General features: G+C 34.1%; 14 protein-coding genes. All 14 read right to left on the bottom strand.

Annotated elements, in window-relative coordinates:
* Positions 1-470: 470 nt before the first annotated feature.
* The gene (locus tag BN2390_RS12330; protein WP_154668823.1) at positions 471-1,613 is read right to left on the bottom strand and encodes an exo-beta-N-acetylmuramidase NamZ family protein; all 1,143 of its coding nucleotides are present in this window, start codon (positions 1,611-1,613) and stop codon (positions 471-473) included.
* 16 nt (positions 1,614-1,629) lie between these two features.
* Positions 1,630-2,547, bottom strand: a complete 918-nt coding sequence (locus tag BN2390_RS12335; protein WP_053984650.1) for a BadF/BadG/BcrA/BcrD ATPase family protein — start codon at positions 2,545-2,547, stop codon at positions 1,630-1,632.
* A gap of 135 nt (positions 2,548-2,682) precedes the next feature.
* The gene (locus BN2390_RS12340; RefSeq protein ID WP_053984651.1) at positions 2,683-3,654 is read right to left on the bottom strand and encodes a DHH family phosphoesterase; all 972 of its coding nucleotides are present in this window, start codon (positions 3,652-3,654) and stop codon (positions 2,683-2,685) included.
* A 171-nt stretch (positions 3,655-3,825) separates the two neighbouring features.
* Entirely contained in the window at positions 3,826-5,181 is a 1,356-nt protein-coding gene (locus tag BN2390_RS12345; protein ID WP_053984652.1) for an extracellular solute-binding protein, read from the bottom strand.
* Positions 5,182-5,237: 56 nt separating this feature from the next.
* The gene (locus tag BN2390_RS12350) at positions 5,238-6,065 is read right to left on the bottom strand and encodes a carbohydrate ABC transporter permease (protein WP_053984653.1); all 828 of its coding nucleotides are present in this window, start codon (positions 6,063-6,065) and stop codon (positions 5,238-5,240) included.
* Positions 6,066-6,077: 12 nt separating this feature from the next.
* Complete coding sequence (locus BN2390_RS12355) at positions 6,078-6,956, bottom strand: carbohydrate ABC transporter permease (protein ID WP_053984654.1); 879 nt, start codon at positions 6,954-6,956, stop codon at positions 6,078-6,080.
* Positions 6,950-7,993 (bottom strand): ABC transporter ATP-binding protein, encoded by a 1,044-nt coding sequence (locus BN2390_RS12360; RefSeq protein ID WP_053984655.1) that lies wholly within the window; start codon positions 7,991-7,993, stop codon positions 6,950-6,952. The genes BN2390_RS12355 and BN2390_RS12360 overlap by 7 nt, the downstream gene beginning before the upstream one ends.
* 361 nt (positions 7,994-8,354) lie before the next feature.
* Positions 8,355-10,541 (bottom strand): ribonuclease R, encoded by a 2,187-nt coding sequence (gene rnr / locus BN2390_RS12365; protein WP_053984656.1) that lies wholly within the window; start codon positions 10,539-10,541, stop codon positions 8,355-8,357.
* A gap of 172 nt (positions 10,542-10,713) precedes the next feature.
* Positions 10,714-11,343 (bottom strand): cytidylate kinase-like family protein, encoded by a 630-nt coding sequence (locus BN2390_RS12370; RefSeq protein WP_053984657.1) that lies wholly within the window; start codon positions 11,341-11,343, stop codon positions 10,714-10,716.
* A 337-nt stretch (positions 11,344-11,680) separates the two neighbouring features.
* Positions 11,681-11,917 carry a preprotein translocase subunit SecG gene (gene secG, locus BN2390_RS12375; protein ID WP_053984658.1) on the bottom strand — a complete coding sequence of 79 codons (237 nt, stop codon included), beginning with the start codon at positions 11,915-11,917 and terminating at the stop codon, positions 11,681-11,683.
* A gap of 94 nt (positions 11,918-12,011) precedes the next feature.
* Positions 12,012-13,706 carry a M3 family oligoendopeptidase gene (locus BN2390_RS12380; protein ID WP_053984659.1) on the bottom strand — a complete coding sequence of 565 codons (1,695 nt, stop codon included), beginning with the start codon at positions 13,704-13,706 and terminating at the stop codon, positions 12,012-12,014.
* Between the two features lie 179 nt (positions 13,707-13,885).
* Positions 13,886-15,205, bottom strand: coding sequence for a phosphopyruvate hydratase (eno, locus tag BN2390_RS12385; protein ID WP_053984660.1), 1,320 nt, complete (start codon positions 15,203-15,205; stop codon positions 13,886-13,888).
* Positions 15,206-15,902: 697 nt separating this feature from the next.
* Positions 15,903-17,438 carry a 2,3-bisphosphoglycerate-independent phosphoglycerate mutase gene (gene gpmI, locus BN2390_RS12390; RefSeq protein WP_053984661.1) on the bottom strand — a complete coding sequence of 512 codons (1,536 nt, stop codon included), beginning with the start codon at positions 17,436-17,438 and terminating at the stop codon, positions 15,903-15,905.
* A gap of 26 nt (positions 17,439-17,464) precedes the next feature.
* Entirely contained in the window at positions 17,465-18,211 is a 747-nt protein-coding gene (gene tpiA, locus BN2390_RS12395) for a triose-phosphate isomerase (protein WP_053984662.1), read from the bottom strand.
* Positions 18,212-18,276 lie beyond the last annotated feature (65 nt).

Here is an 18,276-nt window from a genome sequence, read left to right on the forward strand (position 1 = left end):
TAAGTTTACTACGACATCTGTTTATCAAGATTGTGTCGTTTAGGGAGAGCACTTAAATTTAACTGAGGTTATCATCCCTCCTAAATACTCTGCCCTTACACCACTGATCTTCAGTTCATAACATATCTATCAGCTCCTTTCAGGCAATAAAAAAAACACCTATCCTTATTCAAGGACAGATGTTATATCTGCGGTACCACCTTGTTTGGCTTACACAAAATAAGCCCACCTCACTAGAATGCCATCACATTCTTGACTTGTTAACGCGAGTCTCCGCGTCGTATGCTACTAAGCCTAAGCTTTTCACTACGCCCTCAAAGGTCCATTTGTCCGATCCGCTCTCTGTTAGGTTCCCAGCCTCCCCAACTCTCTGTAAGTGCGCTAAAGGTTTTATCTCCTTATCACAGGTTTCATATTATTATACATTAGTATACGCTTACTTAAATAAAATGTCAAAGATTTTTTTATTTTTAATATAAATGATAAGTCATCTTAATCCTTTTAAACTTTATAGCTTCCTTCTCCCACCTACTATATACTTCCTCTGGGCTAAATTCATGGGTTCTTATATAATCACTACCGGTATTATAATCTATCATTGGCTTTCCATTTGTAGTATACGAAGATAAAAATTCAAATTGATCAGGTACTTGATGCTGAATTTCATATAAAAGATGTAAGGCTACTTTGACTGGTTTAAATGCTAACCTATCTTGTACATGTATTTGTACACCTCTACATAACACTCCATTATGCTTTGAAAAAGTTGGTGTAAAATAAACTGGCCTAAAGATGACACCAGGTAATACCTTTGCATTCATATCCTCGGCTAATTTATAAGCATCTAACCACGGTGCACCTACCCATTCAAAAGGTTTAGTTGTTCCTCTTCCTTCTGAAATATTCGTCCCTTCAAATATACAAGTTGCATTATATACAAATGCTGTATCTACAGTTGGCATATTGGGGGATGGTAATATCCACGTAAGTCCCGTATCTTCATAACTCATATTCCTTTGCCAACCAAGCATTTTTATGACTTCTAGTTTACAATTGATATTAAACTTACTATTAAAGAATTTTGCTGCTTCTCCTATTGTAAGCCCATATCTGTATGGGATAGGATATAGTCCTACAAATGAAGTAAAACCTTCCTGAATTAATCCTCCTTCTACTATTTCTCCACCCACTGGGTTTGGCCGATCAAATACAACAAATTGCTTATCATATTCCCTACAACTTTGCATACAATATGCCATCGTATATAAATATGTATAAAGCCGTGATCCAACATCTTGAATATCAATAGCCATTATATCTATATCATCTAACATTTCTTTTGTAGGCTTTTTACTCTGTCCATATAATGTATAGACTTTTACACCACTCTTTTCATCTATGTATGAATCTACTTTCTCTCCTGCTTGTATATCTCCTCTTATACCATGCTCTGGTGAATAAAGTGCTACAAGGTTAATTTTTTCATTTAATATATCTATCGTGCTTCTTAAGGTACTATTAACACCTGTAGGATTTGTAATTAATCCGACTCGTTTGCCTTGGAATAAATGAATCATTTCATCAATACGGTCAATCCCCAATATTACTTGCATTATCTTATTTCCCTTCTTATATTGTTCTAATTGCTTTTATTGCAGCTCCATAAGCCGCATCTTGAATCATATAACTTACTTCTACTTTAGGGTATAGTAGCTGTAGCTTATTACAAAATCCTTCTTGAATCCTTTTGTTATTGATCAATACACTTCCATTGATAATAACTTTTGTTGATTTATTTTCAAAATTTAGGTAATGTATATTAGTATTTACTGCCTCTACTAAAGCATCTATTGTTTCATCAATTATTTTTAATGCTACTTCATCCCCCCTATTACATGCTTCCTCAATCAAAATAGCGTATCCTGCAATATCTTGCTTAGATGCCCCTACTTTATAAACTTCACCAATGATATCCTCTACAGTTTCAAGTGCTAATCGTTTAAGCACTAATTCTGTAAGAATTGTCTCTTGTCCTCTTTTATCATATGCTCGCATGATAGCATTTAAAATTTTAACACCTATACTATAAGCACTACCTTCATCTCCAATAATATGGCCCCATCCACCTACTCTATGTGTTTTCCCTTCTTTATTTTCTCCATAGCATATAGTTCCTGTTCCTGCAATAAGTAAGATTCCTTCTTCCCCGTCGGTCCCTCCTATTAGTGCAGTCTCAGCATCATGAGTTATAATAAGTGGTCCTTTATATCCAGTCTCTCTTATTATTGCTTCAAGTTGTACTTTAACACTTTCACGTGCTGCCCCTGCTATACCTATGCACATTGCCCTACATTCTTCAAAGCAATCTCCTGAGTTTATAACCGCATCTATAATCACATCATGCAATGATTGTCTAACTACACCATATCCACTTGATAAAATATTACTGGGGCCTGACATGTATGAATCTATTACTGTGCCATCCAGAGTACAACGTACTAGCTTCGTCTTTGTTCCTCCACCATCTATTCCAATTACATAATTCATAGTTTCACCTTCTTGTACTTTTATTTATTATGTATATGTATAATTACACTTATTATTAATTTAGATTCTTTATCCACTCTTCTACTTTTTAAGTATATAAAAAAGAGCCGTCTAAAAACGGCTCTTCTACTCTTATTATTTTTGTTCACCTAAATAGGCACCACAGTTTTCTTCAAAGTCAGCAATAATAGACTCTACAATATCCCAATTTTCTATTGTAGCACCTCCAGCTAAGAAGTGACCACCACCGCCGTATTTTGCAGCAATTTCATTCACACGTGGCCCATTTGAACGGAACTCACACATAATCTTACCTGTAGAGGGAACTTCAGCAAAGAAATGCCAGTTAATAATGCCATCAATATCTTGAAGTGTATTAACCATTCTTGCAGCAACCATGTAATCCATACCATATTCTTCAATAATCTCTTTTGAAATTTTAAGTACTGCTACACCATTTTTGCGCACTTCAAAGTTGCTATAGATATATCCCATAAATTTAACTGCATTCATTTTACGTTTATAGAATGAAGCATAAAGTGGCTTTGTATTTAAATCATAAGTTAAGTGTTCCATCTTTTTAAATACATTTGTTGGATTCTCTAGGTATACAAAGCGACCAGTATCTGCCACAATCCCAATATAAAGAGCTTCTCTTGCTACTTTATCCATTTGAAGACGATTATCACTTTCTAAGAATAAGTCTAAGAGCATTAAACTTGTTGCTGGATAGTTAATATCTACCCATGCTAGGTTAGCAAATTCCTCACCAAATGGATGATGGTGGTCTATCTTAATGACATAGCCACATTTAGCAAAGCTTTGATCATCTACACGATGTGCATCACCTATATCTAATAAAATAGCTAGGCATTTTTCATCAATACTTACTTGCTCTGGATCATCCATTACTCCTATATAAGCAAGGTCTTCGTCATGTTTTCCCATTAAATACACTTTTTTTCCCGGGAAACTTTTTTCTATCATATTTTTTAAAGCAACTTGTGAACCATATGAATCTGGGTCTGGATAAACGTGTCTATAAAGAGCTATTGTGTCATATTCTTGTATCTTATTAATAATTTCTACTATTAATGTTTTATTCATTTTCTATTTCTCCCTATCTAAATTCTATTGCCTATATATCTAGCTATCTGCTAATATTCTGCTTCAACCTACTTATATCTATTCTTATAATCAATAGGCCTCTATGTAAAACAAATAAGAATGACCTGTTACACATGGTGTAACAGGTCATTTCTCTATTAATTTTTCAAATTATTGACGTTGAATTGATGTACCAACTTCTGATACAGATTCTTGGATGAATGTATCCATATCTGCAATGTTACCTGTTACGTAAGCTTCAAATTTTTCTTGAATTGTGTTACGTGCAGATTGAGCATTGTTGATAGCTGGTGTGTAATAAGCATATTCTAATGCTAATTGTGCTACTGGATAAACTTTTGCATAGTTTGCTGCTGGATCAGCTAAGATATCTTTGATAATTTGTGTATCAGCTGCTGATTTACGAACTGGAAGATAACCTGTTGCTGTTGCAAATTCTGCTGTATTTTCTGTGCTTGTAGCGAATTTAATAAATTCGTATGCTGCATATTGTTCTTGTAATGATACGTCATTTGTGATGAATAATGAACCACCTTGTTGGATAACAGCTTTATCTTTTCCATCGAAGTATGCTGGTTCTACAGCTACCATTTCGAATTGACCGTTTGTATCAATGAATGATGCACCAGCTGATGATCCTTGGTACATTAATACTTGTTGGTTAGAGAATGGACCTGATAAGAATCCATCTTCACCTGGTACACGGAAGTAACCATTTTGAACTTGTTCTTTGTAGAAGTCCATGAATGTTCTTACCCATTCATTATCAACATTAATTGTTCCATCAAGTTGTACGAAATCTACACCTTCTTCTTTAAGTGTTGAGATAAAACCATTTGATCCACTATCGAAACCAAATCCTGCAATACCAAGTTGTTCTTTAGCTGCTTTTGATACTTCAGCTAATTTTTCCATTGTCATACCTTGAATATCTTCTACAGTATAGCCGATTTTTTCAAGTAAAGTTTTATTTACGTATATAACTTCTGTTGATTTTGTCATTGGCATACCATAAAGTTTGCCTTCTTCCCATTGAGCAACTTCACTTACGAAAGCTTCTACAAAGTCATTTTGAAGGTCTGGTAAAATACCTACTTCTGGATGAGTTGCAAAAGCAGCCATATCATAGATATTGCCATTTGCAATAAGACCTGTTGCTAAGTCTGGATATACGTTAATAATTGCTGGTAAAGTATTTGATTGTTCTGCAGCAATAACTTTTTTGTTCATATCACCAATTTTACCTTGTGGTACTGCTGTTACTGTGATATTCATATCGTTTGTTGCATTGAATTCATCAATAATTGCTTGAAGTGCTTCTTGTTGTTTACCTGTCATATAATGCCACATTTCAATTGAAACTGGCTCTGTCATTTCTGGTAATTCTACAACAACTTTGTCTGGAGCTGGTGTGCCAGCATCATTTGTGTTTCCATTTGAACAACCTGTTAAAGCTGAAACTGCCATAAGTGCTGCCATAGCAGATGCGAATACTTTTGTTTTCATTTGTTTCACCTCATAATAATATTATGTTTATCCATTTATATAAATTTATATAAATCTTATCCTTTAACCCCACCTACAGTAATACCATTCATAATTTTCTTATGAAGGAATATATACGCAATCATAACTGGTAGAGTGATAATAGTTGATGCCGCCATTAATAACTCATAACGATTACCTGCGTCTGATTGGAAAGCTGTAAGACCATTTGAAAGCAGACGCATGCTCTCTTTATTTGTTACAAGAAGTGGCCATAAGAATGAGTTCCATGAGTTAATCCCTACAAGAATACAAATTGTAATGATTGAACCTTTAGCCATTGGCACCATAATTCTCCATAAGAATTTCCAATCGTTAGCCCCATCTACTTTAGCTGCAAAGTAAAGCTGTTTTGGAATCTTTAAGAAGAACTCTCTTAACATATAGATATAAAGTACGTTTGCCATGTATGGTACAACTAATGCTTGATACGTATCCATCCATTTTAACGCAGAGATTGTTTTAAAGTTAGTAATAATTAATACTTCACCCGGAATCATCATTGATGCTAAGAAAAGAGAGAATATAAGATCTCTTCCTTTGAACTCAAGATGTGAAAAGGCAAAAGCTGATAAAATTGCAATAATTACAGAACTTACAATGCTTAATGCTGTTACAATCAATGTATTGATAAAATATCTCCCAAATGGAGCCATTGTTAAAGCAACACTATAGTTTTCCCACATAAATTGTTCTGGAACAATAGTAGGCGGTGTTTGAATAACTTCAAACCCTGATTTTAGTGAGGACGCTATCATCCAATAGAATGGAAATAACGTTACAATAGCAAAGATTGTAAGTAGAAAATATTTTAATGCTACTTTGATGTTCATTTTCTTTTCCATAGCGTTCTCCTTTTAGTAATGGACTTTATTTTTTGCAATTGTTCTTTGGACAAATGTAACTGTTAAAATAATAAGCAGTAACACTACCGCTGCAGCAAATGCAAGAGGGAAGTCTTGATCCCCATAGAATCTATCAATAATATACATTACAACTGTAGATACACGACCGTTTAATGTACGTCCATTAAAGAGAACATACACTTCTGTATATACTTTAAAACCAGCAATTAAGCTAATAATATAAGTATAAAGAATAATTGGAGATACTAATGGTATAGTAATTTTTCTAAAGATTGTACTATTTGTAGCTTGGTCAATTTTAGCTGCTTGATAATACTGTGGATTAATAGATGCAATACCTGTTGTTAAAATAAGAGTATTGAATGCTAAGCTTTTCCATACAGCGAAAATAACTAAAGCTGGCATTGCCCAGTTTGGATCTGTTAACCAATTAATAGGATCAATACCAATAAATCCTAATAAGTAGTTAATAATACCATATTGACTATTAAAGAGCCATGACCATACAACCCCTATGGCTACAAGGCTTGTTACATATGGTAAAAAGTAAATACTTTGGAACATACCTTTTACTTTTTCATTCTTTAAATTTGCTAAAGCGTTAGCAAGAAGTAAAGATAATCCAACTGATAAAAGTGGTACGATTGCTGCATATATTACCGTATTAATAAGAGATTGAATAAATCTTTTATCTTTAAATAAATATCCATAACTACCAAACCCAAATACATAACCAGATGCTTTTGTTTCATCAAAGCTAAAAACGATTGCATTGATAATAGGATAAAATACAAATACACCTAAAATCACAAGGGCTGGTAATAAATAGAGATAGCCTTTATAACTTTTAGTTCCTTTATTTTTTAGCATTTTGTAATGAACTCCTCTGTTTCAGTATCAAATACATAAGCTTTTCCAACTTTAGGTCTTATTTTAAGTGTGCTACCTTCTTCAATCATAAACTCTTTATCAACAAGCATTTTAAAAGTATCACCTTTATGATTTAAAGTAAGAAGTCTTTCACGACCTAAAACTTCTACTGTTTCTACAATTGTATCAAATCCTTGTACGCTAACTTCCATATCTTCTGCTCTAAAGCCTAAGTCAACTGTTTTCTTATTTGTTGGAAGTCCGTTAAATATACAATCTTCAACTTGTGCTGAACCATCTTTAACATTAAGTCTAATAAAGTTCATAGCTGGGCTACCAATGAATGATGCAACAAATTTATTACATGGATTCATATAGATTTCTGTTGGTGTTGATACTTGTTGAATCTTACCATCTTTCATTAAGATGATTTGATCTGAAATACTCATTGCTTCTTCTTGATCATGAGTTACGAAAATTGCTGTTACGCCTGTTTCTTGTTGAATACGACGAATTTCTTGACGTGTTTCAACACGAAGTTTTGTATCTAAGTTTGAAAGTGGTTCATCAAGCAAAAGATTTTCTGGTTTTTTTGCAAGCGCACGTGCAATCGCTACACGTTGTTGCTGACCACCTGAAAGTTGACCTGGTTTACGATCTAAAAGACCATCAATCTTTACAATTTTTGCTACTTCAACTACACGTTTTTCCGCTTCTGCTTTATCCCATTTTAAGTTTTTAAGAGGGAATAAGATATTCTCTCTAATTGTCATATGTGGGTAAAGCGCATAGTTTTGGAATACAAGGCCAATACCTAATTTTTCTGGTTCAAGACCTGTTACGTCACGTTCACCAAAATAAATCTTTCCACCTGCTGGTTTATGAATACCACAAATTGTGAAAAGTGTTGTAGACTTTCCACACCCTGATGGTCCAAGTAGTGAAATCAATTTACCTTTTGGAATCTGGATAGTTAAGTCGTTAATAGCAGTAAAATCTCCGAACTTTACTACTAGATTTTCTAATCTAATTCCCATTTATTCGCACCTCATTTGTTGTAATGTTGTAAAATTTATATTCAATCTACATTTGTCGACATAATTCATCTGTTAACACACGTATTTTATATTAATAGATGGTTTTCATAAAGTCAATGATTTAATGAATAATACACCAATTTATACTTCACTTTAATCTTCTTTTGACTTAGTTAAAAACTTATATGCCTTTTTTGTGACTTCCTTAATTTTAGTATTCTTACTTTTTGATATTTTCATGTTATAAAATTTAAATTTTTTATTCCAATTAAGTTTTATCTTTATATCATTTCAAAAATAAAAACGTGCAACGCTATATATTTTGCACGTTTTTGTATTGCTTATTCATTTGAGACTATTCTTATTCCTCTACATTATTTTCTGTAAAGTCTTCTTCTTCAAAATCATCATCTGCAAATCTAAAATCAACTGTTCTTGTTAAACGATTTGTACTTAAAACTTCAACTTTTACACTATCACCAAGACGATAAACTTTCTTAGTATGTTCACCAATCCATCTATGACCTGGTTCATCATAAATATAGTAATCATCATCCATCTCACTTACATGTACAAGTCCCTCTACTGTATTAGGAAGTTCAACATAAATACCCCAAGAAGTTGTTCCTGTAATAACACCTTCAAATACTTCTCCAATAAAGCGTTCCATATATTCAGATTTTTTAAGTTTAATGGTTTCACGTTCTGCTTCTTCTGCTCTTCTTTCACGTAATGAAGCTTGTTTAGAAACTGCATCTACATGATCAAACATTCTCTTCTCTTTTTCACCTTGCATTTTACCATGTAAGTTGTACTTAATAATACGGTGAATTTGAAGGTCAGGATAACGTCTAATTGGAGATGTAAAATGACAGTAGTACTTAGCTGCTAAACCAAAGTGACCTGTACATTCTCCACTATAACGTGCTTGCTTCATAGAGCGAAGTAATAATCTACTGATGATATTTTCTTCTGGTGTCCCATCAATCATATCCAAAACTTTTTGCATATCTTTTGGATGGGTTTTATTCTGCCCCTTCATGGTGTAGCCAAAGTTATTTAAGAATTCATTAAGTGCTTCTATTTTCTCTGGATCTGGGTCATCATGAGTACGATATACAAATGGCTTTTCTTGCCAGAAGTAGTCTTCTGCAATAGTTTCGTTACAAAGTAACATGAACTCTTCGATAATACGTGTTGCTACGTTTCTATCATAAGGTTTAATATCTATTGGATGACCTTCTCTGTCTAGAATGACTTTAGTTTCTTCAAAGTCAAAGTCTACTGCACCACGTTTCATACGCTTATCACGAAGTATTGCCGCTAATTCTTCCATTGTTTCAAACATAGGTACAAAGTCTTTATATCTTGTAACTAGCTCTTCATCATGATCCATTAAGATTTTCTTTACTTGGGTATAGCTCATGCGCTCGTCAATCTTAATAACAGTTTCAGCAATTTCATGACTTTGAACATGACCATTTGCATCTACTTCCATTAAGCAACTTAAGGCTAAACGGTCTACCCCTGCATTAAGAGAACAAATACCATTACTTAATTTATGTGGAAGCATTGGTATTACACGATCTACAAGGTAAATACTTGTTCCTCTTTCTAATGCCTCTTTGTCTAATGGGGATTTTTCTTGTACATAGTGTGTAACGTCTGCAATGTGTACACCAAGTTCAAATCTACCATTGTCTAATTTACGAATTGAGATAGCATCATCTAAGTCTTTTGCATCTTCACCGTCTATTGTAACCATCGGTACATGACGAAGGTCTTTTCGTCCTTTTTTATCTCTGTCTGTAACTTCAGCTGGGATATCTTCAATTTCTTTCATGACTTCATCTGGGAACTCTGTTGGTAGATCAAATTGATAAATAACAGATAAAATATCTACTCCAGGATCATTCATATGTCCTAAGATCGACACTATTTTCCCTTCTGGATTACGTTTTTCTTCTGCCCAGTCAATGATTTCTACTAATACTTTATGACCTGTTACTGCCCCTTTAGAGTACTTTCTTGGTATAAAAATATCTCTAGCATATTTGCTTTCATCTGCAATAACAAAACCAAAGTTTTGACTTTCTTCATATCTTCCTACGATACATTGTGGCCCACGCTCAATGATCTTGATGATTTCACCCTCAACACGTTTATCACCTACTGCTGGCTTTGTAATACGGCACATAACTGTATCTTTGTGTAAGGCACCATTTACACAGCTTGCAGGAATAAAGATATCTTTTTCTTCTCCTTCAACAGTAACGAATCCGAAGCCTTTAGCATGACCCGTAAAAACACCTGTCATTAAATTTAATGTTTTTGGAACGACAAACTTACCACGTTTATTACGAATTAACTTACCTTCCTTGATAAGTTCATCTAAGATTCTTTCTAGTATTGCTCTATCCTCTTGTGATACATGAAAGAACATCATGAATTCTTTGATCTTAAGGGGTTGATATTGTGGTAACCCTATAAATTCTATTATTTTTTGTTTACGCGTTTCATAAACCGTATCATAATCTTTCTTTGCCATTATTTCACCTCTTCCATTTACTTTTAAAGCTTATTATATATTATTTTTAACATCTATACTAATTTTTATTACACTCCATTATACAATTTATTTTATTTATTATACCTTTTATTGTACAAAAAAATAAAGGGAGTGCTTTACACTCCCTATTTTGTGCCTTCTCTATTCAACTCTATTCACCAAATTTCATTTGAATATAAGTCTGAATTAATTTAACAGTATGATCAATTCCTAATTCTCCTGTATCAATGGTTAAATCATATTGGGTCGCATCATGCCATTTAAAGCCAGTATAGTTACTATAGTAATTTGAACGCTCTTTATCTACACGTTTCATTTCTTTTTCTATATTGTCAGCTTTAGTAAAATGATATACATCACGAATCATAGCCTTTTTAAATTCTTTATCTGCATGTAAAAATATAGATAGTTTTTGAGGATGATCTTCTAATACAACATTAGCACATCTTCCTATGAATACACATGAAGATTCTTTAGCCATTTTTTCTATTAAATTCACTTGAGTCACATATAAGTCATTATTGGTTAAACTGTAGAAATAACATGGCACAGCCATTCCATGATAACTTCCCATATTAATACTTGAAGTTTGCCAAATAGATGGTGCCTTTTCATCAAATCCTTTAAGATGTTCTTCCGTAACACCCATAAGTTTAGCTGCCTCTGTTAAAATTAAGCGGTCAACAAATTTCATCCCTAAAGCTTCTGCTAATTTTTCTCCTACTAGTCTACCACCACTACCAAATTCTCTATTTATTGTAATTGCAATTGGTTGTTTCATACTAAACCCCTCCACTCTATATGATTTCTCTATCATCTTTTATATTGCACAAACTTTCCCCTTTAATCTATTATATACTAAATCTACAATTTTCGCATCTTTATTAATTTATATAAAAAATTTCTTCTAATCATTTTAAACTAATAAGATCTCAAATCATATTTATTTATCTATAGTATCCTACACCCTTGTAAAATCAGTAGAAATACTCACCACATCTATTTCAAATAAATAATAAAATATTTTTATTTCCTATAACATAAATTTGAGTAATATATTTAGCTATAAAAAAAGAGCCCCACCAGGGAGCCCTTTTATATACAACGTATTGAATATATTAGATGAGTGTTAAAGCAATTGCTAATACAACAAAGATACCTGCAGTAACCTTTGTCCAAGTCTCAAATTTGCCTTCTAAAGTATGCTTTTTATTCTTGTTCCAGTAACTCTCTTGGTTTGTTGCGAATGCTGAACCAAGACCTGCTGATTTACCTTCTTGAAGTAATACAACAACAATAATAGCAAGTGCAGCTAGCACATAAATACCTGTAAGAACCATTCTTAGAATATCCATGGTTTTGCCTCCTTCTTACCTTCATACGTTTTACGCTACTCCTATCATAGCATAGGCTTGTTTAAATTGCAATAAATGATATATCACGCTTTTCTTACAATTTACTGTCATCAATTGCCATTAAATAGCTTTCAATGTCCCCAATAACACTCTTTACACAGCCATCAGCAAATGGTGAAATTAAGCCACCTAATTCCACAATTTGTAAGAATGACATTGTTCCTCCAACCTTACAAATTTTAAGATAATCCTCCCAACCTTTTGTGCGGTCTTCATTCATCTTCTTCCAGAATTGGAGCGCACAAATTTGAGCAAGCGTATAGTCAATATAGTAAAATGGTGATGCAAAAATATGCCCTTGTTTAAACCACCAAGTACCGCGGTCTAAAATATCACATCCTGTATAATCTTTATGTGGTAAATATTGCTTTTCTAATTTGCGCCATACTGCTTTACGTTCATCTGGTGTCATTTCTGGATTCTCATAAATGATATGTTGGAATTCATCTACTACTACACCATATGGTATAAATTTCACAGCACTACTTAAATGTTCATATTTGTATTTATCTACATCTTTACCAAAGAAGTTTTCCATCCATGGCCATGTGATAAATTCCATACTCATTGAGTGAATTTCACAGCTCTCATAAGTTGGGAAGAATAGCCCTGGCACATCAATCCAACGAGAGTTATATACTTGGAATGCATGCCCAGCTTCATGGGTAAGTACATCTACATCTCCTGATGTTCCATTGAAGTTAGAGAAGATAAATGGCGCTTTATAAGAAGAAATAAGTGTACAGTATCCACCTGCTTGTTTTCCTGGTTTTGTTTCTAAATCAAGAAGTTCATTTGTTGTCATGAATTCAAAGAATTCTTTTGTTTCAGGAGAAAGCTCACTATACATTTTCTTACCATTTTCTAAAATGAAATGTGCATCTCCTTGTGGTGTTGCATTTCCTGTTTCAAATACGAAGTCTATGTCGTAATAGCTAAGCTTAGCTAGTCCTAGCCTTTTTGCTTGTTTTTCGTATAATTTATTGGCTACAGGTACAATCTCCTCTAAAACTTGCTTTCTGAAGGTTTTAACCATATCTTGATTATAGTCTGTACGGTTCATCATATGGTAACCATATTCTACGTAGTTTTTAAAGCCAAGTTTTTTAGCTTTTTGGTCGCGTACTTTAACAAGCTTATCAAAAAGTGTATCAAAACGTTCTTCATTTTCTTCAAAGAATTTATAACAAGCTTCACTTGCATGTCTACGAGTCTCTCTATCTTTTGCAATCATAAATGGACGCATACCTGATAAGTTGTATGTTCCACCTTCAAATTCAATAGCTGCTGATGCAATAAGTTTATTATACTCTGTCACTAATTTATTCTCTTCCTGCATTTCTTGTAATATAGCATTAGAGAATGTTTTTTCACTATTTTCCATTATATCAAAGTATTGTTTACTGAATGTTTCTTCTAATTCTTTTCTATAAGGAGAATGTAAAAGTACTTTTTCTAGTTCTTGTAATTGTTCAATGTAGAGAGGCATATATTCATCCCAATATTCACTCTCTCCTTCATAAAATTCATCTTTTGTATTTATAGAATGACGAATCGTTGCTAAATCACTACTTGTATACATTTCATTAATATAGCGATGAGCATTTTTAATTTTAATAATCTGCTCTTCGCTACTTGTAGCATTTTTTACCTCTTCAATCATTACTTTTAATTGTGCTTTAAAAGCCTCGAAATCTGGTCTTTCATATTTAAACTCTGAAAACTTCATGATTGCACTCCTCTTTTGTGTTTAATTGTTTATAATTTTATTATAGTTGAATTTATAACCCACCACAACCATCAAAAAAATAAGCCTAAAAGTATTGTTACTTTTAGGCTTACTTACTATTCGTCGCATTTTAAATCATAAACTTATAAAACTAAGTCTTCGTCTTAAGAGTGTCAGTGTTATCTAGTGAGATTAAAGAAAGAACGAAGACCTCTATATTCTGCTACTTCATCTAGTTCTTCTTCAATACGAAGAAGTTGATTGTATTTTGCAGTACGGTCAGAACGTGCTGGCGCACCAGTCTTAATTTGACCTGCATTTACAGCTACTACGATATCTGCAATTGTAGAATCCTCTGATTCTCCAGAACGATGTGATACAACTGCTGTATAGCCTGCACGGTTTGCCATTTCAATAGCATTAAAGGTTTCGGTAAGTGTACCGATTTGATTAACTTTAATAAGAATAGAGTTGCCCACTTTCTTTTGAATACCTTTTTCAAGGATTTTAGTGTTGGTTACGAATAAGTCGTCACCTACAAGCTGTATACGGTTTCCTAGACGTTCACTAAGAAGTGCCCAGCCATCCCAGTCTTTTTCACCTAACCCATCTTCAATAGAGATAATAGGGAATTGGTTTACAAGGTTTTCATAGTAATCTACCATTTCTTCAGATGTACGAACAATTTGTGTTCCTTTCATCTTGCTTTCGCCTTTGAAATAGTATTTACCGTCTGCATCATTATAAAGTTCAGATGCAGCACCATCCATAGCAATACGTACTTCTTCACCTGGTTTATAACCAGCTTCTGAAATTGCTTCTACAATAAGAGTGAGGACTTCTTCTGAAGTTGCAAGGTCAGGTGCGAAACCACCTTCATCACCTACACCTGTAGCTAAACCTTTATCATTAAGTACTTTTTTAAGTGTGTGATATATCTCAGCACACATACGAAGTGCTTCTTTAAAGGAAGTTGCCCCTACAGGCATAATCATAAATTCTTGAAGGTCAACTGTATTGTCTGCGTGTTCGCCACCATTTAAGATGTTCATCATAGGTACAGGTAACACTTTTGCATTAACCCCACCTAGGTATTGATAAAGAGGCATGCTTTGTGCTTTTGCAGCTGCTTTTGCCACTGCCATAGAAACACCTAGTATAGCATTTGCACCTAATTTACTCTTGTTTGGTGTACCATCTAAGTCTATCATTACTTTATCTATTGCAGCTTGATCAAGGGCATTCATACCTATAACTTCTTCTGCAATGATGTCGTTAACATTCTTAACAGCTTGTTGCACACCTTTACCTAAATATCTAGATTTATCTCCATCACGAAGCTCAATGGCTTCTAGTTCTCCTGTAGAAGCTCCAGAAGGTACGATGGCGCGCCCAACGTAATCTCCTTCTACAACAACTTCTACCTCAACTGTTGGATTTGCTCTAGAATCTAGTACTTCTCTTGCAAATACATCTAAAATCTCAATGTAACCTTTCATATGCATATGACTCCTTTCGGCCTACATGAATTCTCGAGAATTATTGTTTCCTCTTTTCATGTAAATCATACGAAATCTTTTCTTGCATTATGCAAAATTACATTTTTTCTTCTCACTATTAAACTTTATCCGCCCATAAAGTTTAATCTTATTTACCTTTTAATATGGATTACTATGAACCTTATTCCTCTAAAAGTCACTATACTTATCCAAGTAATCTTATCAAGATATTACCTCTTCGCCAATGTTTGGGGCCATACTCCCTCTCACTCTTAAAGATTAAGCATCTAAATAGACTTACATACACCTTTATGCTATTTACGCATTCTTTGTACATACTACTAGCTACATTTATGTACTACTCGTTTTAAGCAGTTCAAATTGGGTTCATATTTTGTAAATTTCGAGTCAATTCCAGACTCCTCTTTTTCATTAGAGTCTTTAATTACTTAAAGCCTCCAATAAGTTTAAGAGGTTTGTTAGTTATTTAAGATTTCACACCTTCTCTAATCAGTTTTTAATCTTTAAATTCTTTAAGAGATAAGTGCAGTTAGGTATGTGCTAGAAGATACTTTATCCGGAACACACCTATGTAACTTTTAGTAAGAATTTCATCAAATAAGAATTCTCTAAAAGTGGAATGAAGTGTGTGGAAGAAGAAGTAATTTCTAGTACTCCTTCTTAGTCCACTCCTTCATTATTTAACGAGTAAAGACTCACCATTCATTTCTGCTGGTTGTTCCATACCCATCATTTCAAGTAATGTTGGTGCGATATCAGCAAGCTTACCGCCTTCTTTAAGTGTCACACCTTCTTTGTAGTTTACAAGTACAAATGGTACTGGGTTAGTAGTATGTGCTGTGAAAGCTCCATGAGTTTCATAGTCTTCCATTTGTTCTGCATTACCATGGTCAGCACAGATAAATGCATAACCATTTGTTTCTTCAATAGCACGAATTACATCGCCTACTGCTTTATCTACAGCTTCGATTGCACGAATTGCTGCAGCCATATCCCCTGTATGACCAACCATATCTGGGTTAGCAAAGTTACAGATAATCATATCGTATTTATGTGAACGAATCGCATCTTCTAATTTAGTAGATACTTCAAATACACTCATTTCTGGTTGAAGGTCATAAGTTGCAACTTTTGGAGAAGCTACTAATACGCGGTCTTCATTTTCATATGGTTCTTCTACACCGCCGTTGAAGAAGAATGTAACGTGAGCATATTTTTCTGTTTCAGCAATACGAAGTTGTGATTTACCTTGGTTTGCAAGATATTCACCAAATGTATTAGTAAGTGTTTGTGGTGTAAACGCTACTTCTTTATTTGGAATAGTGATATCGTATTGTGTGAAAGTTACAAAGTGAGTTTTCACTCTATTTCTTTCGAATCCTTTAAATTCATCATCACAGAATGCACGAGTCATTTCACGTGCACGGTCAGGACGGAAGTTGAAGAAAATTACTGAATCGCCTTCTTCTACTTTTGCTACTGGAGCACCATCTTTTGTGATTACTGTTGGAAGCACGAATTCGTCGTTTACTTCTTTAGCATAAGAATCAGCAATAGCACCTACTGCATCAGTGGCTACTTCACCTTTACCGTTAACGATTGCATCGTATGCTTTTTCAACACGATCCCATCTATTGTCACGGTCCATAGCATAGTAACGACCAGATACTGTAGCAATTTCACCAACACCGATTTCTTTCATTTTTGCTACAAGTGAAGCTGTAAAGTCTTTACCTGAAGCTGGAGGTGTATCACGACCATCTAAGAATACATGTACGTATACTTTTGAAAGACCAAACTTTTTAGCCATTTCTAAAAGACCATAAAGATGATTAATATGGCTGTGTACCCCACCATCTGATAAAAGTCCAAATAAGTGAAGGGCTTTATCATTGTTTTTTGCATTTTCCATAGCACCTGCTAAAGCTTTGTTTTCGAAGAAATCTCCGTCTGCAATTGCTTTAGTGATACGTGTAAGTTCTTGATATACGATACGTCCAGCGCCCATGTTAAGGTGACCTACTTCTGAGTTACCCATTTGTCCATCTGGAAGACCTACTGCCATACCACTTGCGTAGCCTGGTACTGTAGGATATTTTGCCATAATCGCATCAATATTTGGTTTATTAGCATTTGCAATCGCATTGCCTTCTTTTAAGTCATTAAGTCCAAATCCATCAAGGATAAGGAGTAAAGTTGTTTGTTTATCCATGTTAAATCTCCTTCTAAGAGAGAGTCTTATTTGTAGTTAACGATTGAAGCGAATTCTGGTTTAAGACTTGCTCCACCTACTAAACCACCATCGATGTTACCCATGTTGAATAACTCGTTAGCGTTACCACCGTTTACAGAACCGCCGTATTGTACACGTACTTCGTCTGCAACTTCTTGGCTGTATACTTCTGCAATTACTTGTCTGATTGCTGCACATACTTCTTCTGCTTGAGCTGAAGTAGCTGTCATACCTGTTCCGATAGCCCAGATTGGTTCGTATGCAATAACAACTTTTTTAGCATCTTCTGCTGTTACATCTTTAAGAGCAATTTTTGTTTGAAGACGAACTAAGTCAATTGTTACACCTTGTTGTCTATCTTCTAAACTTTCACCAACACATACAACTGGTACTAAGCCATGTTCTAAAGCTTTTAATGTTTTTTTGTTAACTGTTTGATCAGTTTCAGCGAAGTATTGTCTTCTTTCTGAGTGACCAATTACAACATATTTAACACCAAGTTCTACTAACATGCTTGGAGCGATTTCGCCTGTGTAAGCACCGTTTTCTTCGAAGTGCATGTTTTGAGCACCTACTTGAATATTTGTACCTTTTACAGCTTCAAGTACAGCTGGAAGGCATACGAATGGAGGACATACTACTACATCTACTTCATTTGTGTTAATTTCATTTTTAAGTGAATCAATAAGTTCTACAGCTTTAGCTGGAGTCATGTTCATTTTCCAGTTACCAGCAACGATTTTTTTACGCATAAGTAATCTCCTTTTTAGGTACTATGTGACCTTTATTTTTTATTAGGAAAGTAAAAATTTTCTAT

Origin of the sequence: Niameybacter massiliensis, assembly GCF_001282685.1 — a bacterium.
GTDB classification, from domain to species: domain Bacteria; phylum Bacillota; class Clostridia; order Lachnospirales; family Cellulosilyticaceae; genus Holtiella; species Holtiella tumoricola.